Raw genomic sequence first — 23,447 nt, forward strand, 5'->3', positions numbered from 1 at the left:
TTTAGATTTTTAACTAAAAAAGCTAAAGAACTAAATATGCAACTAATTGATATTTAACAGAATAAATAAAAACGTCAATGGTAGTGTTTTTTGTGTAATGAAATGAAACAAAAAATGTATCGAGAACCGTTTTTAATAAATCAATTCATCAACGAATTAAAAACAGCATTTTTAAGTTATTTTTGTTTGTAACAAAGTCATATTCAAAACAGAATTGTTATCTATCAAATAGCTAAACTAAAATTAATCATCATGTCAAACATCAACCTAATCATTGAAGAACGCGCTGCCGATATAGGAAATTTTCTGGTAGGCCGATTGCTGCCTTTTCGTCAAAAACGCATGGTTGGCCCCTTTATTTATATAGACCACATGGGACCGGTAAAGATGAATGAACGTCAGAATTTTGATATCTTGCCACATCCGCACATTGGTCTTTCAACACTTACTTTTTTATTTGAAGGCAGTATTATGCACCGCGATAGTTTGGGTAATGAAGTTGAAATAAAACCCGGCGAAGTCAACTGGATGACCGCTGGAAAAGGCATTGTACATTCTGAACGCACTCCCGAATATCTACGTCATTCTGAAAAAAACATGCATGGTTTACAAATTTGGGTAGCCTTACCGAAACATTTGGAACAAATGAATCCGGAGTTTTTTCATGTTGAAAGCAGCGAAATTCCTTCCTGGAAAGAAGATGATGTGGAATTCAAATTGGTTGCAGGTGAAGCCTTTGGCAAAAAATCCAATGTACCGGTGTACAGCCCAATGTATATGATAGAAATAAAATCGGTTACCGAGAAAAAATTAAATATCGGTCAACATCTTTATGGTGAAGCGGGGCTCTATATTCTGGAAGGCGGTATTGAAAATGATGGTAGCGAATACGGTCCTAAACAAATATTGGTGGCAAAAGACAGTACTTTATGTGAATTTACCATACAGCCTAATTCAACCATTTATATTTTTGGTGGCGAAGCCTATCCCGAAGAACGTTTAATTGACTGGAATTTTGTTTCGACCGATAAGGAATTAATCGAACAAGCCAAACAAAACTGGACGGAACAAAAGTTTGATAAAATAGAAGGTGAAACCGAATTTGTTCCTCTGCCCATATATCCCAAAAAGTAAAAAATACCCTTATCCTGAACATTCAGGAAATAACTATAAATTTATAATCAATGGACATCAAAGCATTTTTATTAGACTGGCTGGAAATTAGTAACAGTTACAATACCGAAAACTATTTGGCAAAATATCAAGAAGATGCGGTATTAGATGATCCTTCCGTTGGTAGAAAATTCATAGGTCACGAAGGTATTCGGGAGTATTATACGAGTTATTTTATTGGCTATAAAACTCAAACTAAATTAGTAAAATTAGACATTCAGGAGAACAATACTCATCTGGAAGTCGAGTTTACAGGAGAATTTCCAGAAGGAAAAATTGGAGGAACATTTGATTTTACATTTCAAAATGAAAAAATAGCAACAATAAAAGCCGATTTAATACGATGAGCAACAATAACTTTGACGATATTATCAATCGTTCCCTTGAAATAAGAAAAAAATACCACGAACTAGAAGTCCAACATCACAATAGCGAATGGACTGTTGAAGAAGATGCTTTGGCATTTTTAACCGATGCGGGTTTAGTTGGCCGAAATATCATGTCACAACAACGTTGGCCTAAAGCGAATAGCCAATCTGAACTAGAACACAAACTAGGCGAAAGCATTTGGAGGCTTATTGTATTGGCAAACCGCAGTGATATTGACATTAAAGAAGCAATGGATCATTTTTTATCAAAAACAGAAAAGTTGATTGGCTAAATGAATTGCTTTTAGCTGTTTGAGTTAATAACATAAATTCAAAAGGATGTCAAAACGAGACGAATTACATCAATTGCCTTTGTATCAAAAAGCAGAACAAATTTATAAAATCACACGAGGATTAGTCGAAATTGTTCCTGCTGATAATAAATTTCTTCAAGAAACTGCCGTTCGATTCATGATGGAAAATGCTATGATAATCCCTGCTAAAATTGCGGGAGCCGAAACTGTCGAGTTATATGATTTGAAAATGGAAAATGCAACCATTATCCGAAAATCAGCCAGAGAACTCTATGTTCAGGCAGGCAGTTTGCGTTTTGAAGAAGCTATTACTGACCAAGATTACATTCATTTATTGAGAAAAGAAATCGATGAATTCCGACTCTTATTTATCGATTGGGTTGCCGGTTTTGATATTTGGAATTACATCAAAGACGATTGGGGATTATTCAACCCACCAGGGATAAGTGCACACGATAAAGATCCCGATGACGACATTCCTTTTAATCCCGATGATTTTTTAAATTTTGATGATGATGATTAATTTATCCAATTCAAACTCCCCATTATCAATTGTAAAAATGTGTAAACGATTAGATTGACTACAAACCCAAAGCTATGTTAAATGACCTGGTTTTTAATTCTAAAATGCGTAATATTAAGGTATTAACATTAAAAAACAGAGTCATGGAAACTAATAATTTAGGATCAAAAGATAGAACCGAAGCACAAAACAACCCAGAAGAATCAATAGATAAAAACATTTCTAATGACACAGCATCAACTGATTTAAAACTGAATAAAGAAGTTGATATCGATGCTGATGGGAATAAAACGGTTGTTGAAAGAGCAAGGAGTGGAAATGAAAATACTGAAAACCTTTCAAGCGAAATTGATTCAGATAATCCAAATGCCAATCGTGGTGTTACTACAGACAAAGAGGCGATGAAAACGGTCGAAAACAAAGACAGAAATTCTGATATTACTCCAAATCGCTATCCAAACTCACATCCTGATAATCAGGAAGACAGAGGGAACATGAAATTAGACGAATAAGTTACTTTCCGAACTACTTTTGTGAATATTTACTGAAAAAATTGCCATTTTTATAAATTGGATAAACCAAAAAAATAGTAGCTTCGCAGCAATAAACAATCAAAACTACAGGGTAAAATCTTAGCATAACAAGGCTGAAAAATACCGGTTTTTAAAGACTAATACAATGGCATCAGGTTTTTTCGCACTATTAGATGATATCGCAGCAATTATGGATGATGTTGCTGTAATGAGTAAAGTGGCTGCGAAAAAAACAGCCGGTATTTTAGGAGATGATTTAGCAGTAAATGCCGAGAAAGCTTCCGGATTTATTTCGTCAAGAGAAATTCCTGTTTTGTGGGCAATTGCAAAAGGTTCCTTTATCAATAAATTAATCATTCTTCCGATAGCCTTTTTACTGAGTGCTTTTTTTCCTTTGGCAATCATTATCATCTTAGTTTTGGGCGGACTTTTTTTAGCCTATGAAGGTGCTGAAAAAATATACGAATTCCTATTTCATCGTAAGCATTCAAAAACAGATAGCATCACCCAAACTTTTACCGAGGCTGAAATTTTAACTGTCGAAAAAGAAAAAATAAAATCGGCTATCGTGACTGATTTTATTTTGTCAGTAGAAATTGTAATCATTGCGCTGGGGACTGTAATCGAGCAGCCCTTAACTTCACAAATTGTGGTGGTTTCTATAATTGCAATTCTGGCAACCGTTGGTGTTTATGGCATCGTAGCTCTTATTGTACGCATGGACGAACTGGGATTTAAACTAATTGCAATGAGTTCTAAAGAAGGTAGCGCATCAAAATTTATAGGGAATGTACTTGTACAAGCCTTGCCAAAAGTCATCAAAAGTTTATCTGTTATTGGAACGATTGCTTTGATTATGGTTGCCGGCGGAATCTTTGTACATAACATTGATTATTTACATCATTTCGCTCCACAATTACAATTACCTTCGATTGTAAAAGAATTTATAATCGGACTTCTCTTTGGATTTATGGTTTTAGGAATTGTAAACCTATTTAAAAAAATGTTTGGCAAGAAATAATGCTTCTATTTTGATTGTTAAGAAAGTCCAAATCTCAAATATTCTATTGCAATCCTACAAAAAGATTCACTGAGGTAAGTAAATAACAGCAAATTTTTCTAAATACCAGTATTCCTACTCTTCATAAAAATACCTATTTTTGCAGTCTAAAAATTAATCCTATGCCCAACAAAAAATACAAAATTGCTGTTATCCAGCTGAATCTAAATGATATTGCCGAAAACAACCTGAAAAAATGTATCAGTTGGGTTCGTGATGCAGCCAATCAAGGCGCTGAAGTAATCTCATTGCCTGAATTATACAGCAGTCATTATTTCTGTCAAAGTGAAGATGTAGACAATTTTGCCTTGGCTGAACCTTTATATAGCACTTCTTTTATTGCTTTTAGCCAATTAGCTAAAGAATTAGGAGTAGTAATTATTGTTCCTTTTTTCGAAAAAAGAATGGCAGGAATCTACCACAACAGTGCTTATATTATTGATACCGATGGAACCGAAGCTGGATTGTACCGAAAAATGCATATTCCAGACGATCCCGCTTTTTACGAAAAATTCTATTTCACACCAGGTGATTTAGGTTTTAAAAACAATCGAACTCAAAAAGGAAATATTGGAACTTTAATTTGTTGGGATCAATGGTATCCGGAAGCAGCGCGTATAACCGCTTTAAAAGGTGCTGAAATTTTATTTTACCCAACAGCTATTGGATGGCATCCACAAGAAAAAGAGCAATACGGTGAAAACCAATACGGTGCCTGGATGAACGTGATGAAAGGACATGCAGTAGCTAATGGTGTTTATGTTGCCGCAGCCAACAGAATTGGTTTAGAACAATACTTACCAGATACTCCAGGAATCGAATTTTGGGGAGCTTCATTTATTGCCGGACCACAAGGTGAAATTTTGGCGCAAGCCTCACACGATAAAGAAGAAATCCTAATTGCTGAAGTAGATTTAGACCTACAAGAAAATGTTCGTCAAAACTGGCCATTCTTCAGAGACAGAAGAATTGATGCTTTTGGAGACATTACTAAAAGAGCGATTGATTAATATTCTTTTTATAACAAACAAAAAATCTACCAATTGTAATATTTACTTTTGGTAGATTTTTTGTTTTTAGGAGATATGTTTAAACCAAACTCCTATATAATCTTAGTTGCTTAGCACCTTAGTAACTTCTCTTAATTCAAATTAGGTTGAAAAAACTTCACTGTTCCATCCCCTTCACTACTTACCACTAACAAACTTCTTTTGTTCGGACTTTTAGAAGCAGGAATAAACAACAAACCTTCTGGAGCATCAGCTGTTTTTATGCTTTGTAAATATTGTGGTGCCGATGGATTAGTGATATCATAAATTATAACCGTATCAGTTCTTTCCAAACCTACAAACAAAATATTTTTGTTCCCCATTTTAGCTACTACCACAGCTTCTGGTTCCGAACCTTTGTCATCACTACGGGCATCATCATAAGTACCAAAATCATTCGAACGTTTGTCCAAATCATTTTTACTATCGAAAACCAAACTACCAGAATTTCCATTCCAAATAGTGAACGAACGAGCACCAAAACTGATTAATTCGTCTAAATCGCCGTCGTTATCTGTATCACCTTCGGTAGAAACCAAATTCAACCGTCCCATTTTTGCATCAGCTTTTAAAGTAGCTGCATCAGGAAAAACAGTTGCGTCTAAGTTTAATGATTTTAATCTGCTAACATCTGTATAATTAGTATATTCTCTTGCATCACCTTCATTGGCAGTAATAAAATAAGGCGTTCCGTTTACCGTATAATTTGCAATTGCATCAGGCATAAATAATCCTTTTAGTTTCCAGGGAGTAAATGCAACAGCTAAATCTTTATCACTAACGTCAATTCCGTTTTCGGCAGTATTGAAATCTTTGTACCCCAATCCAATAATAGATGTAATAGTTTTTGTAGCCAAATCTACTTTAGCCACTCCATTGTTTTCTTGCAAAGTAACCCAGGCCGTTTTAGAATCTGCTGAAATAGTAATGTATTCCGGTTCTATATCCGCAGCAAAACTTTTAGCCGTTTTAGAAATTCTAAATCGTTTGGTTCTCAGCGTCGCCAACTGGCTTTCAAAACCGGCAAAATTCAAGGTTGTTACCGCATAATTATTAGTCACATCAATGATAGAAACCGAACCATCAGGATCTACCGAATAATCTGCATTTGGTTCCCCTTCGTTAGCCGACATAATGTATTTCCCATCTGGCGAAAACGTAACCATATCAGGCAAAGCGCCCACAGTAATTTCTTTAATCAAACTATAATCTGAAGTATTGAAAACCACTACTTTTCCGTTCCCTTGTTTATTCACAGTCGATTCTAAGGCAACTGCCAATTTTCCGCCATAAACAGCCACACTGTTTGAAGCACCATTGTAAACCGACAAATCAATCACAGCCAACTTTTTAGGACTGCTAGGATCTGACAAATCAATTACATCAATTTGGTTGGTGGCACTGTTGTTTACCGTAAAAAGCCTTTTAGTCGTTTCGTCATAGGCACTGATTTCAGCTGCAGCTAACCCACCCACAGTAATGGTTCCTATTTCTTTGAAGCTGGCAACATCTTCGTTTACTTCAATCTCTTGATTATCTTTATCTTCTTTATCGTTTTCGCAGCTGCATAAAATAAAAAGAGCTGCCAATAATGAAATACCAAAATTTCTCATATTTACTATTTTTTTGTTTCAAACAAAAATAGATTTAGAATAAAAGTTTCGGATTAAGTCATTATTATGAAATCTTTAATTTCAACAGGAAAAATAGTACCAAATGATATCTAAACTGCTTTAAATATTAAGGCATCAAAAACAAAGCGAAAAAACTAAGTACAAAAAAAAAGCTGTTTCAACCTTAGTCGAAACAGCTTTCTAAATTATTTATTTGTAAAATTACTTCACTTGAAAAGTAACTCTTCTCACGATTTGACGTGCTTGTTGAGAATTTTTATTAACAGAAGCATCTTCACCATTACCTTTTACAGTTAATCTTGAAGCGTCAATTCCAGAATTGATTACAATACTTTTAACTGCTTCAGCTCTTTTTTGAGATAATTGTTGGTTGTAACTTGAACTTCCTACTTCATCAGCATATCCAATGATATCTGCATTTTTAGATGGATTATTTTTCAAGTATTTAACTAAAAAGTCAACCCCTGATAGAGATGAATTTATTGGTTTTGTTGAATTAAAATCAAAATATACATTTACATATCCTCCGTTAATTAATTCTTCAACAGTACTATTAGTAACAGTAGTATTAGTATTAGTATTTTGTCCATACTTTTTATCTAAATAGCTTTCTAACTCATCCGGAACTCCATTTTTATTATTATCAACAGATTGTCCTTTAGTATTAACAGCTACACCTGCAATAGAATTTGGTTCTAAATCGTATAAATCAGCTACACCATCTTTATCAGAATCAATAAGACCTGTTTCGATTGCAGTAACTCTATTTTCTAAAGCATCATATTTATCAGCATCTCCAACCCAGTCAGCATGTTTTTCATGTTTACCTAGGTAAAAAGTAAGACCAACAGACGCATTAAGAGTTACTCCGTCTAAAGAACCAGTTTTTGCAGCTCCCTTACCATCAAAGTTCCAGTTTTGTCTTCCATAAACCAAACCAGATAAATCACCAGTTAAAGCAACACTATTACTTAATTTAATTTGTCCAGTTAAACCAATGATACCATGTCCCATGTAGTCTTTTCCTTTAAAACCATTTTCTGATGATAATTGAGAAACTCCAAATCCACCATGTGCTAATAATCCAATAGTATTAGTCCATGTTTCAAAGTTTAAAGCTCTACCTAAATTGATAACCCCTTGTAAACTTGTTCTGATTAGCTTAGTTTCAAATGGTGCAGTATTATCACGCTCTTGGAATTTATCATACCCAAAATCCAATTTTAAACCAAATTTAGGACTAAACATATATCTTGCTCCTAAATCAGCGTGAAATGGGTTAAGAGTAGCCGTAGAATAACCTGCGGTCATAGTTCTCAATGGCTTGTTCACACCACCATTTAATTCGATAGACCATTTATCAAACGAATCATTCTCAAGTGTGTTTTTAGCAGACGTTGTTGATATATCCTGAGCACTTGCAGCGAATGAAAGTATTAGTAAGGATACTGAGGCAAATTTCTTTTTCATCTTTATTAATTTTAATTTCTATTTTTAAATTTTGTACAAATATAAATCATATTATTCTTATAATTGTAATTTTAAAGTTATATAATTTCCACTTTTTTTAATGTTTTTGATTGTTTATTCCTCATAAACTGAATAAATAACCAGTACTGTTTTGATTGTCAAAAAGTTAAAATTTCAACTGTCCACATTCAGACACTCTCAAAAAAATGTTATTTTTTTAATTCGAAAGCTAAGTTAACAGCATTATTTTAATTCCTTTTGAATAATTCGTCTCTATTTTCTTAAACAAAAGAATCACTTTATGACAACAAATAATAGAAAATTTCCTCGAATGGGAGAAAATAAGACACAAAAAGGCATCTTCTCGAAACAACTCATCCATATATAAATTCACCTTTCAAGCCATCTTATTTAACAACAGATTTTTAATAGAAATCAACTCCAAAAAATAAATATTGTTTTACAAGCCTCCATTTTTATAATCCTTCCGAATGCTTATATTTGCGGTCATCAAATTTTAGCACCTTTTTTATGACAACTACAAACAGACGTTTTCCTGCTGAATGGGAAAAACAAGAGGGAATTTTACTTTGTTTTCCTCATAACGGGAACGATTGGCCAGGAAAATACGAAGCAATTCAATGGGCATTTGTGGAGTTCATTAAAAAAGTGGCTACTTATGAAAAAGTATTCCTTGTAGTTATTGATGAAAAACTAAAAGCCAAAGTAAGCGATATGCTCGACAGAGCGCGTGTGAATTTGGATCAGGTTTCGTTTATCATCCAAAAAACCAATCGCAGTTGGATGCGTGATTCTGGTCCTATTGTAATATATAAGGATGGTAAAAGAGAAGCATTGAATTTCAACTTTAACGGTTGGGCGAAATACAAAAACTTTCAACTGGACAAACACGTTCCTGCAAAAGTTTCTGATTTCTTAAAAATGCCATTAACGCAAGTAACTTACAAAGGGAAACCAGTAATTGTAGAAGGTGGTGCTATTGATGTGAATGGTCGTGGAACTTTATTAACTTCCGAAGAATGTTTGATGCATCCTAGCATTCAGGTTCGTAATGCGGAGTTTACCAAAGAAGATTACGAAACGATTTTTAAAGAATATTTAGGTGTAACCAATGTGATTTGGTTAGGCGACGGAATCGAAGGTGACGATACTCATGGTCATATTGATGATTTGGCTCGGTTTGTAAACGAAGATACTATTGTAACCATCATAGAAACCGATCCGAACGATGCCAACTACAAACCTTTGCAAGACAATTTAAAACGTTTGCAAAATGCTAAACTAGAAGACGGAAAATCACCAGTAATTGTGACTTTACCGATGCCGAAACGATTGGATTTTGAAGATTTAAGATTACCTGCGAGTTATGCTAATTTCTTGATTTTAAATAAATGTGTTTTGGTTCCTACTTTTAATGACTCAAACGACAGAAAAGCTTTGAATATACTAGCAGAATGTTTCCCTGACAGAGAAATTATTGGCATTAGTGCGATAGATTTAATATGGGGATTTGGGACTTTACATTGCTTGAGCCAACAGATTCCTGTGTAATTTATTAAGAATATTTACAATCTGCCAAAATCTGCTAAATCTGCGTGCTTATATATTTTCACGCAGATTTAGCAGATTTTGGCAGATATTTTAAAAAATACTTTGCAAAGCTTTGCGCGTCATCCTGAGCTTGTCGAAGGACTTAGCGAAGCTTCGCGTAAAACTTTGCGAAACTTTGCGGTAAAAAATTCTGCGCTTCGGTTAAACTATAAAGTTCCTATAAAGCATCGCACAAAGAATCCCCAATCCAAAACTCAATAAAGTTCCTATCAAAATGTATTCGGTAAGTCGAACGTCTTTAGATTCTTTTAAATCACCAAACCTAAAAATAGATTTCGCCGCCAATAAAAAACCAATTCCTTCCCAAAAATTCATCACCACAAAGAAGAAAATAAACAAGCGTTCTAAAATCCCAATGTATTTGCCCGCGTTATTAGTGTCATCATCATCCTTTTTTATAAGTTGATTACTCCATTTAGATAATAGCACTTTCAACACTATTGCACTCACATAAGTCACCAAAACCAAAGCGGTAAGCAAGCCCAGATTTTGCTGCGAATACAAATTCGAAATAGGAATTTGGTATGGAAAATAACAATAAACTACTCCTGAAATCACCCCCAAATGCAACAACTGATCAATAAAAAACCAGAGTTTTGCAGTTTTCTTTTTCTCGAAATACAATTTGGCACAATCAATCCCAAAATGACTCAAAGCCACAATAAGAATCCCTAGAAAATAGTTGCTATCAAATTGTGTTGTAATCAACAATAACACTAAATGCAGTCCTATATGATAATACAAATACTTCGATTTGATTTTTTTCTTCTTCTTATCTTTCACCCAAGCGGTAGGCTGCAACAAAAAATCACCTAATAAATGCGCCAAAACCAAACTTAAAAATAGTGCTACCATTGTTTTTTGATTTCTTGTTTATAAAATGCAATCATATTTTTTAATTCTTCATAACCCGCTCTTTTTAATGAAGCACTTATCGAACTTTGGCTTTTTCTATTCAACACTGTAGCTAATTGATTTTGATTAATCTCAGGATTTTCAAATGCTTTTTTAATAACCTCCGCAGATGTACTCGTCCAATTATCAGCAATCATCAGCATAAAAGAAAGAATAACTTCAAAAGTAGAATTGAATTCTGCCCAAGGAGTTTGTATCCCTAATGTTTGTTTTTTCAAACTTTCAAAACATTCGCCTGAATTAATAAAAGCGGCACCATTCGATTCGGTTACCTTATAGGCATTATAATCAATATTCCCCACACCTATTGCCATACGCACATCAAGCGTTTTATGTTGTTTGATAGTAGCTTTAATCAATAATGCTATTTCGAGTGCATCTTCAGCAGGAACAAGCAACTGAAAACTGTCTCCACGATAAATTTCCCAATCTTTAGGTTCATTACCATAGCTGTTTAAAACTGCCTTTAAATCAGCCAACCATACTGCCGAAGCTACTTTTCTGGAACGCATAATATCAGCTGTAATTACTGCTTTCATAGTTCTAATTTTAGCGCAAGATACAAAAATTATCGTCAAATTAAACGATAACTACAATTATCGTCAAATTAAGCGATAATTACAATTATCGCCGAATAAAGCGATAATGAAACCAACATTTCCATTTTTAAAATTCCCAATTATAAACTATCTTCGTTTTTAAATTGAAAAATTAAAGTATTGAAAAATGGAAAGATTTGACAGCAGTAATTGCCTTTACAAATCTAAAATCATAAATCGTTAATTTAAAATCTAAAATCCATAAATGTCACCCTGAGCCTGTCGAAGGGCTAAAATCTAAACCCCATAAATGTCTTCCAATAATCTCCTACTTACTCCTATCGAATATCTAAAAGGCGTTGGTCCCAATCGGGGCGAATTGCTGCGTAAGGAATTAGGGATTCATAAATACGGCGATTTACTCAATTTATATCCTAATCGCTACATTGATCGCACGCGATATTATAAAATTAACCTGTTACAAAATAACGTTGCTGAGGTTCAAATTATCGGGAAGATCATCAATATCAAAACCGTAGAATTTGCAAAAGGAAGAAAACGACTCGTGGCTACTTTTATCGATGATACAGGGCAAATGGAATTGGTTTGGTTTCAAGGTCACAAATGGATTCGGGAATCTTTAAAAGTAAATGAAGTGATCGTTATTTTTGGCAAATGCACTTCATTCAACGGCATGTACAACATGGCGCATCCCGAAATTGAGCTTTGGAGTGAGCACGAACAAAGTTTGCGTTCGGCAATGCAAGCCGTGTATCCTTCTACCGAAGCCTTGACCAATCGAGGAATTTCAAACAGAGTGATTAACAAGATGATGCAGCAATTATTTTTGGAAACACAAGCCTTATTTTCAGAAACTTTGCCTGATTATCTAACTCAAGACTTGAAGCTGATTCCGAAAAATGCTGCCTTATTCAACATTCACTTTCCTAAAAGTGCCGATGCTTTGGCGAAAGCCCAATTTCGATTAAAATTTGAAGAATTGTTTTTCATTCAGCTCCAGCTGATTATGAAAAACCTGATTCAGAAACATAAAATCAAAGGACATCCGTTTACCAAAGTTGGCGAATTTTTCAATGAATTTTACCAAAATCACTTGCCATTTGAATTGACAAATGCTCAAAAAAGAGTCATCAAAGAAATCCGAACCGATATGGGAACCAATGCCCAAATGAATCGTTTGTTACAAGGCGATGTAGGTTCTGGAAAAACTATTGTGGCTTTTATGAGTATGTTACTGGCAATGGATAATGGCTTTCAGGCTTGTTTGATGGCACCAACAGAAATCTTGGCCAATCAGCATTTTATTGGACTTTCAGAATTGGCTAAAAATTTGAATATAAACATAAAAATACTTACCAGTTCAACTAAAACTTCAAATAGAAAAATCATCCATGAAGAACTAGAAAATGGTACTTTACAAATTCTTATTGGCACACATGCCTTGCTTGAAGACAAAGTAAAATTCCATAATTTAGGCTTAGCCATTATTGATGAGCAACATCGTTTTGGCGTAGAGCAACGTTCTAAATTGTGGAAGAAAAATGATATTCCGCCACATATTTTGGTTATGACTGCCACTCCTATTCCGCGAACTTTAGCCATGAGTTTGTATGGCGATTTAGATATTTCAGTTATTGACGAATTGCCTCCAGGGCGAAAACCCATTCAAACCGTGCATCGTTATGACAGTAATCGCTTAAAAATTTGGAAATTCATTAGAGACGAAATTGCTTTGGGCCGCCAAATCTATATTGTTTATCCATTGATTCAGGAATCAGAAAAAATGGATTACAAAGATTTAATGGACGGTTACGAAAGTATTTCCAGAGATTTTCCGCTACCTACTTATTCCATTTCTATTGTTCATGGCAAGATGAAACCTGCCGATAAAGATTCAGAAATGAAACGCTTTTCGGAAGGAAAAACCAATATTATGGTGGCTACAACAGTAATCGAAGTGGGTGTAAATATCCCTAACGCTTCGGTAATGATTATCGAAAGTGCCGAACGTTTTGGACTTTCGCAACTACACCAATTGCGTGGTCGCGTAGGTCGTGGTGCCGAACAAAGTTATTGTATCTTGATTACCAGCCATAAATTGAGTTCAGACAGCAAAACCCGAATGGAAACGATGGTTCGTACTAACGATGGTTTTGAAATTGCCGAAGTTGATTTAAAATTACGTGGTCCTGGAAACCTGATGGGAACCCAACAAAGTGGTATATTAAACCTTCAAATTGCCGATATTGTTCGCGATAGAGACATATTGGCCTTAGCCAGGGAAAAAGCTTTAAAAATAGTCCGCGACGATACTCCATTACAAAAACCAGAACACGCTGTCCTAAAAGCTGTTTATTTGGAATTAACCAAGAAAAAAAATATCTGGAACTACATTAGTTAAAAAACTAATTTAAAACAACTTAGTTCCTACAAAAACAAAAACAATCGCTTTTTTTACTACTTTTAAAAAAAACGAGTAAACCTTTCCATAAAAATTAGGTCAAACCCAGATATAGCATGGAAAACGAAACTTTTACTAGTTGTTAAAATCCAATACTTGTATGTACAAGAATAAAAGATGATTTAACTTGCTAAGCGTTTAAATTAAGATCCATTTATAATAAAAACATACATTTTTAAATTCTTTTCTTCCTCAAATTATGAAAATAAAAAACTTAATCTACGCTTTATTAATCATCGGATTTGGTGCATTTATAACTTATCGAATTCTGGAGAACAAAAAAAACTCAGAAAACACCAAAGACAAATCGGATAAAAAAAGCCCAATTAAAGTCAACGGAATTGTAGTAAAACCACAAACTTTTGACAACAATCTTTCTTTGTCAGGTTCTATCGAAGCCAATGAACAAGTAGAAATTCGTTCGGAAGTTTCTGGAATTGTAGAAAGTATTAATTTTAAAGAAGGTAGCAATGTCAACAAAGGACAATTACTTTTTAAAGTCAATGATTCCGAATTAAGAGCACAATTAAGTCAAACAACAACCAAAGAAAAATTGGCTGCTGAAAACGAAAGAAGAGCCAAACTTTTATTGCAAAAAGAAGCCATCAGTCAAGAAGAATATGATATTGCCCGAGCTGAATATGCTTCGGCTAAAGCACAAAGCCAGTTAATTAAAGCCCAAATTGCTAAAACTTCGGTAAGAGCACCTTTTTCAGGAAAAATTGGACTGCGTTCGATTTCACCGGGAACCTACATCACTCCTACTGTTTTGGTAGCAAAATTGGTCAATATCGAAAAAGTAAAAATCAGTTTTTCAATTCCTGAAAAATATGCTTCCCAGGTAAAAATGGGTTCTGTAATCGATATTAATGTTTCTGGTTCTACAAAAAAATATACGGCAAGAATATACGCTATTGAGCCCGAAGTAGAAGTTACAACACGCACCTTGCAAATTCGCGCCATTGCCGATAATATTGATGGAAAACTATTCCCTGGAACTTTTGCCGATGTAAAACTACCCCTAAATACTATTAACGATGCGATTGTTGTGCCTACAGAAGCGATTGTACCTGTACAAGATGGTAAAAAAGTTTTCATTTCAAATATGGGCAAAGCTAAAGAAGTGATGGTCGAAGCCACTACCAGAACCGATTCTTCTATTTTGATTCTTTCAGGATTAAATGCTGGAGATACTTTAATAACCAGTGGTGTGATGTCATTAAAAGATGAAGCTCCAATAAAAGTGAAAGTAAAGTTATAAATCATTAGTTAAGAGTTATACGTTTTACTCTTAACTAATGACTTATAACCTATAACTCAAAATTCTAAAATCTACAATCTCACATGAGTTTATCCACCACAAGTATAAAAAGACCTGTTTTAACAATAGTACTAAACCTTCTAATCATAGTATTTGGTTTCATTGGTTATACTTTTTTGGGAGTTCGGGAATTCCCCTCGATTGATCCGGCTCAAGTTTCGATTCGTACCAATTATACTGGAGCCAATTCGGATATTATTGAATCCCAAATTACCGAACCCCTCGAAAAAGCCGTAAATGCCATTGATGGAATTCGAAATATTACTTCTTCGAGTAATCAAGGAAGTAGCAATATTACTATCGAATTTAATTTAGATAAAGACCTTGAAAGTGCTGCCAATGATGTTCGTGATAAGGTTTCGCAAGCAGCTCGTAATTTACCTAAAGATATTGACGCACCACCTGTAGTTTCTAAGGCTGATGCCGATAGTGAGTCTATTATTTCGATGACACTTCAAAGTGATACCCGAACCTCATTAGAACTAAGCGATTATGCCGAAAATGTAATTTCGCAACGATTAGAAACCATTCCCGGCGTGAGTGGTGTTCAAATTTGGGGACAAAAACGCTATGCGATGCGTTTGTGGATTGATCCTGTAAAATTAGCCGCTTATGGTTGTACTGTGGCCGAAGTTCGTGATGCTTTGAATGCACAAAATGTAGAATTACCCTCAGGAAAATTAACCGGTAACAATACCGAATTAACGGTAAAAACTATTGGAAATTTATCCAATCCTGAAGAATTCAACAATATCATTATCCGTACCGAAGGTGATAAAATTGTCCGTTTTAGCGATATAGGAACGGCTAGTTTAGGTGCCGAAAATATGGAAACACAAATGACTCAATCGGGGCTTCCAATGATTGGTTTGGCTATTGTTCCAATGCCCGGAGCCAATTATTTAGATATTTCGAAAGAATTCTATAAAAAATACGATGCCTTAAAAAAGGATTTACCAAAAGACATCAAAATCAATATTGCTCTAGATAATACTGCTTTTGTGAAAAAATCGGTACTTGAAGTAGCCGAAACTTTAGGAATTTCGATAATTCTGGTTATCATTATCATCTATTTATTCTTTAGAGATTGGGCGATAGCTTTTAGACCTTTAATTGACATTCCGGTTTCGTTGATTGCTACGTTTTTTATCATGTGGCTTTTTGGATTTTCAATTAACGTTTTAACCCTTTTAGCTATTGTTTTAGCAACTGGTTTAGTAGTCGATGACGGAATTGTAGTTACCGAAAACATCTTCAAAAAAGTCGAAGAAGGAATGTCGCCAATTGAAGCTGCAATAAAAGGTTCGAACGAAATTTTCTATGCGGTAATTTCGATTTCGGTAACCTTGGCAGCAGTATTTTTGCCTGTAATTTTCTTAGAAGGTTTCGTGGGGCGACTCTTCCGGGAATTTGGAGTTGTCATAGGTGCTGCAGTATTGATTTCGGCCTTTGTATCTTTGACATTAACACCGATGTTAAATGCTTATTTGATGAAAGGTGGCGAACAGAAAAAATCTAAATTTCACGTTAGAACCGAACCGTTTTTTGAAAAATTAAACAGCGGTTATGCAGATTCATTGAAAGGTTTTATGGCTAAAAAATGGATTAGCTTTCCTATTTTGATTGCTTGTTTTGGGATTATTTATTTGTTCTTTACCATACTCCCAAAAGAAACTGCTCCTTATGATGATCGTGGTTCAGTAACCATGAGAATGACAACGCCTGAAGGTTCTTCTTATGAATATACGGATCGTTTTATGCAGGAAATTTCAAAACTGGTAGATGATTCGATTCCAGAGAAAAAAGTAAGTTTGGTTATTTCTTCGCCAGGATTCGGTTCATCCTCTATCAATAGTGGTATGGTTCGATTGTCTTTAAAAGATGCCAGCGAAAGAAAAGCATCTCAAAAAGATATTGCCGATAAATTATCCAAATGGACCAAACAATATCCAAACGCCAAAACATCGGTTATTCAACAACCTACAATTGCTGTAAACAGACGTGGCGGTTTACCAATTCAGTATATTATTCAGGCTCCAACTTTCGAAAAACTTCGGAAAAAAATTCCTTTATTTATGGATGAAGTGGGTAAAAGCGATGTTTTTTCGATTACCGATGTAAATTTAAAATTCAACAAACCCGAAATCAATGTAACTATCGACCGGGCAAAAGCCGAAAGTTTAGGGATTTCTATTCTGGATATTGCGCAAACTTTGCAACTTTCTTTAAGCGGTCAGCGTTTTGGGTATTTCATTCGAAATGGAAAACAATATCAGGTTATTGGACAATTTGATCAAAAAGACCGTTCAAAACCTCTGGATTTAACTTCGATTTTTGTTAAAAACAACAAAGGCGAATTGATTCAAATGGACAATGTGGTACATATTGAAGAACAAAGTAATCCACCACAATTGTATCATAATAACCGCTACATGTCGGCGACGGTTTCGGCTGGTTTGGCTTCAGGGAAAAGTATCAGCGACGGAATTGACGCTATGAATGAAATAAAAGCGAAAGTTCTTGATGACAGTTTTACTACCGATTTAGGAGGTGAATCGAGAGATTTTGTCGAAAGTAGTTCCAATACATCTTTTGCTTTTGGATTGGCTTTGTTATTAATTTTCTTGATTTTAGCCGCTCAATTCGAAAGTTTTATCGATCCGTTAATTATTATTCTTACAGTACCAATGGCAGTTGCCGGAGCCTTATTTTCACTTTGGTTATTTGGTCAAACCTGGAATATTTTTAGCCAAATTGGAACTGTAATGCTTATTGGTTTGGTAACCAAAAACGGAATTTTAATTGTCGAATTTGCCAATCAATTGCGAGAACAAGGAAAATCTAAATATGATGCCATCGTCGAAGCTTCAGAAGCGCGTTTACGACCTATTTTAATGACGAGTTTAGCCATTGCTTTAGGTGCTTTACCCATTGCGATGTCACTTGGAGCCGCTTCTACCAGCAGAATAGGTATGGGAGTTGTAATTGTAGGAGGAACAATTTTTTCATTGGCTTTGACTCTTTTTGTTATTCCAGCTATTTATTTGATGTGGTCAAAAGCAAGAAAACACTATCCTGAGTTTGATCATATTGACGAATATGAAACCAGCATAAAAAAATAATTCGTAGACAACTATTTATCCTATGAAAACTAAAAACATAATAAAAAATCTCATTTTATTCTTGATTTGCATAGCAAAAACAAATGCTCAGGAAGTCTTGACTATTGAGGATGCCTTGAAAATTGCATTAGAAAATAATTACGAAATTAAAATTGCGGCTAACGATTTAAAAGTTGATCAGGCCAATAACACTACTGGGAATGCTGGAATGTTACCTAAGCTAACTGCCACTGTAGTTGACAATAATAACATTCAAAATTTATCGCAAACGCGTTCTGACGGGACGATAAACAGTTTGAACAACGGTAAAAGTAACAGCTTAAATTATGGTGTTGGTCTTGACTGGACTATTTTTAATGGTATGGGCATGTTTGCAAAAAGAGACCAGCTCCAAGAACTTCAAAAATTAGGTGAATCGCAACTAAAACTAAGCATTCTAACCAAAATTGCAGATGTTTATAGTACTTATTACGACCTTGTACAACAGCAACAACAATTAGCCGCACTAGATTCTACGCTCGTAATTTCGAACCAAAGATTGGCTTTGGCACAAAACAGATTTAGTATTGGTAAAGCCTCAAAATTAGAGGTTTTAAATGCTCAGGTAGATTTGAATACCGATAAAGTAACTTTGTTAAAACAAAAAGAATTGTTTACTAATTCTAAAATTCTATTGAACCAAATACTTGCAAGAAATACAAAAAATGATTTTACAGTAACTACTATTTTCAAAGTAGATGCTAATTTAAAATTGGATGAATTGAGCGAATTGGCACAAAAACAAAATCCCCAATTAGAAGCACAAATTATCAATAAAAGAGTAGCCGAATTGCAATTAAAACAAGTAAAAGCCACCAGATATCCAACGGTAAAAGTAAACACCGGTTATAATTTTTCGGAAACTCAGTCGAGTTTAGGATTTACAACTCAATCTTCGGCAAGAGGATTTAATTATGGTTTTAGCGCTTCATTGAATTTATTTGATGGTTTTGCCCAACATCGAAATGAAAAAATAGCCAATTTGGCCATTGAGAATGCTAAAATGCAAATTGAACAGCAGAATCTTAATTTGGAAACCCAATTAGCAACTGCTTACCAAACCTATTTGACTAATTTAGAACTGATTGAATTAGAAGAAAAAAACCAAGCAATTGCCAAACAAAATTTAGGAATTACTTTAGATAAATTTCATATTGGAACCATAACTACCTTAGAATTTAGAACAGCACAATTGAATTATGTAAACGCCACCGTACGTTATACTAATGCACAATTTGAAGCAAAATTATCCGAAATTGCATTAAAAGAATTAGCTGGAAAACTGGATTATTAATCTAAAATCTATTTTCGAATATTAATTTTTCATACCTCAAATCAATACTTACGCCGTATTGTTTGAGGTTTATTTTTTTAAAAAGGAATGTTGAAAAATGTAATTTATAAATTAAATTTACTTCAAATTTATTTTCATGATTTCATACAACCCAAAAGACTGGATTACTTTTATCTTCCGTTTTCATAAAGCGGATACTTTTAGACAATTATTTCCTTTAATAGTATTAATTGGGTTTTACTCAGCTGCAATAGCTTATCTCGAGCTCGAATATTTGGATTTACCAGATGATAGTCATGTTAAAAACATTTCAATAATGCACGGAATGTTGGGATTTGTTATTTCGCTATTATTGGTTTTTAGAACTAATACCGCTTACGATCGTTGGTGGGAAGGGCGAAAATCATGGGGCGCTTTAGTTAACAACAGTCGTAATTTAGCGTTAAAACTCCATGCGATTCTGGAAGATGAAAAAGACAGGGCTTTTTTTAGAAAAATTATTCCCGTTTATGCTTCCATTTTAAACAAACATTTAAAAGACGAAGAAACGGGAAAACAATTATCTGAGGAAATTACTTTCCCGGTAGATCATCATACACACCGACCGAATCAGGTTGCTAAAATGCTATTCATGAAAATTAATGAATTGTATAAAAATAAAAAAATAACAGGCGACCAATTGATAATTTTGAACAGCGAAATTCAATCTTTTACTGATATTTGCGGTGCTTGCGAGCGCATTAAAAACACCCCTATTCCCTATTCCTATAGTGTTTTTCTGAAAAAATTCATCTTTTTCTACGTGATGACTTTGCCTTTTGGCTATGTATTTAATCTGGGCTATTTTGTAGTTCCTGTAGTAGTTTTTATCTTTTATGTATTGGCCAGTTTAGAATTAATTGCTGAAGAAATTGAAGAACCATTTGGTCATGACGACAATGATTTACCTACCGCTAAAATTGCAGCAAACATTAAAAAGCATGTGGAAGAAATAATTTAGTTTCTTAACCACAAATTGATTTGACATCAATCCTGTAAGGTTTTCAAAACCTTGTAGGTTTTAAATTTTGATTACGCCTACAAGGTCAAAAAAGACCTTGCAGGAGAATCATCCTAAAGCAACAAAAACGCTCTCCTAGTCCTGACAGTAGTGAAAAGCCTTTAGGGGGAAGAAAGCTACTTTTTTCTTGAAGATGCAGAGCGACCAAAGGAAGCTCCTGCAACTTCTTAGAAAAAGAGCTTGAAACCCTAAAGCTTGTAACGAATGGAGGGAGGATACATCATTGAAAAAAAACTAACTTCTTACTCCAAAAAAATCATTTAGAATATTCACAAAAAGTGACTTTAATAACTTTGAAGCTCGGTTGACAATGTTTATATTTGCAACCATATTAAAATTCACAAATGAAAATATCATACAACTGGTTAAAACAATTCATTAAAACCGATTGGGATTCAGAAAAAACAGCAGCATTACTTACTGATTTAGGTCTTGAGGTAGAAGTTGTTGAAAAATATCAATCTGTAAAAGGAGGATTAGAAGGTATTGTAGTAGGACATGTACTTACTTGCGAACCACATCCTGATGCCGACAGACTAAAAGTAACAACTGTTGATATAGGAAATGGAACTCCAATACAAGTTGTGTGTGGTGCTTCTAATGTAGCAGCAGGACAAAAAGTACCTCTGGCAACCATTGGTACTGTATTATATGATAAAGAAGGAAGTTCATTTGCCATAAAAAAAGGAAAAATCCGTGGACAGGAAAGTCACGGAATGATTTGTGCTGAAGACGAATTAGGTCTTGGAACCAGTCATGACGGAATTATGGTTTTAGACCAAGATTTGGCTCCTGGAACTCCGGCAGCTAAAGTTTTCAAAATAGAAAATGACGAAGTTTTTGAAATTGGCTTAACGCCAAATCGTGCCGATGCCATGAGTCATTTAGGTACTGCAAGAGATTTGAGAGCCGGATTATTACAAAATGGTGTTAGTGTCGAATTAATTACGCCATCGGTTAGTAATTTTAGAGTAGACATGCGTACTTTAAAAATTGATGTTAAAGTTGAAGCGCCTCTTTTAGCACCTCGTTATTGCGGAGTTACTATTTCAGGAATTACAGTAAAACCTTCACCAGCTTGGTTGCAAGACCGTTTGAAAGCTATTGGAATCAATCCAAAAAACAATATTGTCGACGTAACAAATTATGTTTTACATGATTTAGGACAACCATTACATGCCTTTGATGCAGCAAAAATCAATGGTAAAGTTCATGTAAAAACAGTCGAGGCTGGAACAAAATTCACCACTTTAGATGATGTTGAAAGAACATTACACGAAGAAGATTTGATGATTTGCGACGATAAAGGACCAATGTGTATTGCAGGAGTTTTTGGTGGTCAAAAATCAGGAGTGACTGATAATACTACTTCTATCTTTTTAGAAAGTGCTTATTTTAATCCTGTAAGCGTTAGAAAAACAGCTAAAAGACATCAATTAAATACCGATGCTTCTTTTAGATTTGAAAGAGGAATTGATCCTAGTATTACAGCTTATGCCTTAAAGCGTGCAGCTTTGTTAATTCAGGAAGTGGCTGGTGGAAACATCACTTCTGATCTTATCGATATCTACACTAAAAAAGTGGAAGATTTCTCAGTGTTTGTAAATTTTGATAAAGTCAATAAAATTATTGGACAACAAATCCCAAGAGACATTATCAAAAAAATATTAGCTTCATTAGACATCAAGGTAAATAGTGTTTCTGATGCCGGTTTAGGTTTAACCATTCCTGCTTACCGTGTTGATGTTCAAAGAGAAATTGATGTTATCGAAGAAATCCTTAGAGTTTACGGTTATAACAAAATTGATTTTTCGAATAAAGTAAACGCTACAATTTTTAATGCGCCAAGAAACGAAGATTATAAGCTGCAAAATATCGTTGGAAATCAATTGAATTCACAAGGTTTCCACGAAATAATGGCCAATTCATTGACTACAGCTTCTTATGTTCAGCTTTCAGAAATGTTGAAAGAAGAACACAATGTAACGATGTTAAATCCATTGAGTAACGATTTGGCTACTATGCGTCAATCATTACTGTTTTCCGGATTAGAAGCTATTGCTTACAATATCAATCGTAAAAATGCCGATTTAAGATTGTTCGAATTTGGGAAAACCTACCATAAATTCCTTTCAGGATATGAAGAACACAAGCATCTTACGTTGTTTTTAACCGGAAACAGAAACCAGGAAAATTGGACTAATCCACAAAAACCATCTGATTTCTTTTTATTCAAAGGTTATGTAGAAAGTGTTTTTTCTAGATTAGGAATTCAAAAAATACAAAGTAGTCCTGTAAAGTCGGATGTTTTCTCTGAAGGAATTGCTATTGGAACATCTCAAAATGTTTTAGTAGAATTTGGTGTAGTTAAAAAATCAATCTTAAAACACTTCGGAATCAAACAAGATGTTTTTTATGCTGATTTTAATTGGGAGGCTATTTTAAAAACCATTCCTAACAAAATTAAATACAGCGAAATTACTAAGTATCCTGAAGTAAGAAGAGATTTAGCTTTACTGATTGATCAAAATATAAGCTACGATAGCATTTATGCAATTGCCAGACAAACAGAGAAAAACTTATTGAAAGACATCAACCTTTTTGACGTTTACGAAGGTAAAAACCTTCCTGAAGGTAAAAAATCTTATGCTTTAAGTTTCATTCTTCAAGATGATTCAAAAACACTTACTGATGCTCAAATTGACAAAATTATGGGCAAATTGCAAAAGAATTTTGAAACAGAACTTGGAGCAAGTTTGAGATAGAAATATTTAAAAAATAGTATTTATAAAAAGGCACATTCATAATAACACAAATTATTGTTTTTCAATAAAATACACCATATATTAGAAGAAACAAACCCCGAAATTGCTCTATAAGAGTCAAAAACGGGGTTTTTCTTTATATGCGATGCCAAAA

18 protein-coding genes are annotated in these 23,447 nt (G+C 34.3%); 14 read left to right on the plus strand and 4 right to left on the minus strand.

Annotation, left to right across the window (positions count from 1 at the left end; genetic code table 11):
- The first annotated feature begins 252 nt into the window (after positions 1 to 252).
- The 7 genes from GTZ96_RS17025 to GTZ96_RS17055 all read left to right on the plus strand — a co-directional run bounded on the left by GTZ96_RS17025 (position 253) and on the right by GTZ96_RS17055 (position 4,981).
- A complete protein-coding gene (locus tag GTZ96_RS17025) occupies positions 253 to 1,134 on the plus strand; it encodes a pirin family protein (RefSeq protein ID WP_161645111.1) in 882 nt (293 codons plus the stop codon).
- 50 nt (positions 1,135 to 1,184) lie between these two features.
- The gene (locus tag GTZ96_RS17030) at positions 1,185 to 1,520 is read left to right on the plus strand and encodes a nuclear transport factor 2-like protein (RefSeq protein WP_161645112.1); all 336 of its coding nucleotides are present in this window, start codon (positions 1,185 to 1,187) and stop codon (positions 1,518 to 1,520) included.
- The gene (locus GTZ96_RS17035; protein ID WP_161645113.1) at positions 1,517 to 1,834 is read left to right on the plus strand and encodes a nucleoside triphosphate pyrophosphohydrolase family protein; all 318 of its coding nucleotides are present in this window, start codon (positions 1,517 to 1,519) and stop codon (positions 1,832 to 1,834) included. Before GTZ96_RS17030 ends, GTZ96_RS17035 begins: the two co-directional genes overlap by 4 nt.
- 46 nt (positions 1,835 to 1,880) lie before the next feature.
- Positions 1,881 to 2,378 (plus strand): hypothetical protein, encoded by a 498-nt coding sequence (locus GTZ96_RS17040; protein WP_181033224.1) that lies wholly within the window; start codon positions 1,881 to 1,883, stop codon positions 2,376 to 2,378.
- A gap of 143 nt (positions 2,379 to 2,521) precedes the next feature.
- Positions 2,522 to 2,890, plus strand: a complete 369-nt coding sequence (locus GTZ96_RS17045) for a hypothetical protein (RefSeq protein ID WP_161645114.1) — start codon at positions 2,522 to 2,524, stop codon at positions 2,888 to 2,890.
- A gap of 166 nt (positions 2,891 to 3,056) precedes the next feature.
- On the plus strand, positions 3,057 to 3,932 hold the full coding sequence (locus GTZ96_RS17050) for a DUF808 domain-containing protein (protein ID WP_161645115.1): 876 nt from the start codon (positions 3,057 to 3,059) through the stop codon (positions 3,930 to 3,932).
- A gap of 161 nt (positions 3,933 to 4,093) precedes the next feature.
- Complete coding sequence (locus GTZ96_RS17055; RefSeq protein WP_161645116.1) at positions 4,094 to 4,981, plus strand: carbon-nitrogen hydrolase; 888 nt, start codon at positions 4,094 to 4,096, stop codon at positions 4,979 to 4,981.
- Positions 4,982 to 5,112: 131 nt separating this feature from the next.
- Here GTZ96_RS17055 and GTZ96_RS17060 read toward each other — a convergent pair whose 3' ends face one another.
- On the minus strand, positions 5,113 to 6,633 hold the full coding sequence (locus GTZ96_RS17060; RefSeq protein WP_161645117.1) for a choice-of-anchor I family protein: 1,521 nt from the start codon (positions 6,631 to 6,633) through the stop codon (positions 5,113 to 5,115).
- A gap of 222 nt (positions 6,634 to 6,855) precedes the next feature.
- Positions 6,856 to 8,124: an OmpA family protein gene (locus tag GTZ96_RS17065; protein ID WP_161645118.1), complete on the minus strand. Its 1,269-nt coding sequence runs from the start codon at positions 8,122 to 8,124 to the stop codon at positions 6,856 to 6,858.
- Between the two features lie 531 nt (positions 8,125 to 8,655).
- Between GTZ96_RS17065 and GTZ96_RS17070 the strand changes: the two genes are divergently transcribed.
- A complete protein-coding gene (locus GTZ96_RS17070) occupies positions 8,656 to 9,696 on the plus strand; it encodes an agmatine deiminase family protein (protein ID WP_161645119.1) in 1,041 nt (346 codons plus the stop codon).
- Between the two features lie 201 nt (positions 9,697 to 9,897).
- Here the strand turns inward: GTZ96_RS17070 and GTZ96_RS17075 are convergent, their stop codons facing one another.
- Positions 9,898 to 10,611, minus strand: coding sequence for a DUF3307 domain-containing protein (locus GTZ96_RS17075; protein WP_161645120.1), 714 nt, complete (start codon positions 10,609 to 10,611; stop codon positions 9,898 to 9,900).
- Positions 10,605 to 11,210, minus strand: a complete 606-nt coding sequence (locus GTZ96_RS17080; RefSeq protein ID WP_161645121.1) for a transcriptional regulator — start codon at positions 11,208 to 11,210, stop codon at positions 10,605 to 10,607. Before GTZ96_RS17080 ends, GTZ96_RS17075 begins: the two co-directional genes overlap by 7 nt.
- Before the next feature lie 310 nt (positions 11,211 to 11,520).
- Between GTZ96_RS17080 and recG the strand changes: the two genes are divergently transcribed.
- The 6 genes from recG to pheT all read left to right on the plus strand — a co-directional run bounded on the left by recG (position 11,521) and on the right by pheT (position 23,293).
- Entirely contained in the window at positions 11,521 to 13,632 is a 2,112-nt protein-coding gene (recG, locus tag GTZ96_RS17085) for an ATP-dependent DNA helicase RecG (RefSeq protein ID WP_161645122.1), read from the plus strand.
- Positions 13,633 to 13,891: 259 nt separating this feature from the next.
- Positions 13,892 to 14,953: an efflux RND transporter periplasmic adaptor subunit gene (locus GTZ96_RS17090; RefSeq protein ID WP_161645123.1), complete on the plus strand. Its 1,062-nt coding sequence runs from the start codon at positions 13,892 to 13,894 to the stop codon at positions 14,951 to 14,953.
- Between the two features lie 83 nt (positions 14,954 to 15,036).
- Positions 15,037 to 18,135 (plus strand): efflux RND transporter permease subunit, encoded by a 3,099-nt coding sequence (locus tag GTZ96_RS17095; RefSeq protein WP_161645124.1) that lies wholly within the window; start codon positions 15,037 to 15,039, stop codon positions 18,133 to 18,135.
- Between the two features lie 22 nt (positions 18,136 to 18,157).
- Entirely contained in the window at positions 18,158 to 19,468 is a 1,311-nt protein-coding gene (locus GTZ96_RS17100) for a TolC family protein (RefSeq protein WP_161645125.1), read from the plus strand.
- 136 nt (positions 19,469 to 19,604) lie between these two features.
- Positions 19,605 to 20,468 carry a bestrophin family protein gene (locus GTZ96_RS17105; protein ID WP_128195427.1) on the plus strand — a complete coding sequence of 288 codons (864 nt, stop codon included), beginning with the start codon at positions 19,605 to 19,607 and terminating at the stop codon, positions 20,466 to 20,468.
- Positions 20,469 to 20,872: 404 nt separating this feature from the next.
- On the plus strand, positions 20,873 to 23,293 hold the full coding sequence (gene pheT, locus GTZ96_RS17110) for a phenylalanine--tRNA ligase subunit beta (RefSeq protein ID WP_161645126.1): 2,421 nt from the start codon (positions 20,873 to 20,875) through the stop codon (positions 23,291 to 23,293).
- Positions 23,294 to 23,447 lie beyond the last annotated feature (154 nt).

This window comes from Flavobacterium undicola, assembly GCF_009909155.2.
In the GTDB taxonomy this organism is placed as follows: Bacteria; Bacteroidota; Bacteroidia; order Flavobacteriales; family Flavobacteriaceae; genus Flavobacterium; species Flavobacterium undicola.

Coding starts and splice junctions, on each gene's coding strand:
- GTZ96_RS17025 (WP_161645111.1), top strand. CDS start 253: ATGTCAAACATCAACCTAATCATTGAAGAACGCGCTGCCGATATAGGA.
- GTZ96_RS17030 (WP_161645112.1), top strand. CDS start 1,185: ATGGACATCAAAGCATTTTTATTAGACTGGCTGGAAATTAGTAACAGT.
- GTZ96_RS17035 (WP_161645113.1), top strand. CDS start 1,517: ATGAGCAACAATAACTTTGACGATATTATCAATCGTTCCCTTGAAATA.
- GTZ96_RS17040 (WP_181033224.1), top strand. CDS start 1,881: ATGTCAAAACGAGACGAATTACATCAATTGCCTTTGTATCAAAAAGCA.
- GTZ96_RS17045 (WP_161645114.1), top strand. CDS start 2,522: ATGGAAACTAATAATTTAGGATCAAAAGATAGAACCGAAGCACAAAAC.
- GTZ96_RS17050 (WP_161645115.1), top strand. CDS start 3,057: ATGGCATCAGGTTTTTTCGCACTATTAGATGATATCGCAGCAATTATG.
- GTZ96_RS17055 (WP_161645116.1), top strand. CDS start 4,094: ATGCCCAACAAAAAATACAAAATTGCTGTTATCCAGCTGAATCTAAAT.
- GTZ96_RS17060 (WP_161645117.1), bottom strand. CDS start 6,633: ATGAGAAATTTTGGTATTTCATTATTGGCAGCTCTTTTTATTTTATGC.
- GTZ96_RS17065 (WP_161645118.1), bottom strand. CDS start 8,124: ATGAAAAAGAAATTTGCCTCAGTATCCTTACTAATACTTTCATTCGCT.
- GTZ96_RS17070 (WP_161645119.1), top strand. CDS start 8,656: ATGACAACTACAAACAGACGTTTTCCTGCTGAATGGGAAAAACAAGAG.
- GTZ96_RS17075 (WP_161645120.1), bottom strand. CDS start 10,611: ATGGTAGCACTATTTTTAAGTTTGGTTTTGGCGCATTTATTAGGTGAT.
- GTZ96_RS17080 (WP_161645121.1), bottom strand. CDS start 11,210: ATGAAAGCAGTAATTACAGCTGATATTATGCGTTCCAGAAAAGTAGCT.
- recG (WP_161645122.1), top strand. CDS start 11,521: ATGTCTTCCAATAATCTCCTACTTACTCCTATCGAATATCTAAAAGGC.
- GTZ96_RS17090 (WP_161645123.1), top strand. CDS start 13,892: ATGAAAATAAAAAACTTAATCTACGCTTTATTAATCATCGGATTTGGT.
- GTZ96_RS17095 (WP_161645124.1), top strand. CDS start 15,037: ATGAGTTTATCCACCACAAGTATAAAAAGACCTGTTTTAACAATAGTA.
- GTZ96_RS17100 (WP_161645125.1), top strand. CDS start 18,158: ATGAAAACTAAAAACATAATAAAAAATCTCATTTTATTCTTGATTTGC.
- GTZ96_RS17105 (WP_128195427.1), top strand. CDS start 19,605: ATGATTTCATACAACCCAAAAGACTGGATTACTTTTATCTTCCGTTTT.
- pheT (WP_161645126.1), top strand. CDS start 20,873: ATGAAAATATCATACAACTGGTTAAAACAATTCATTAAAACCGATTGG.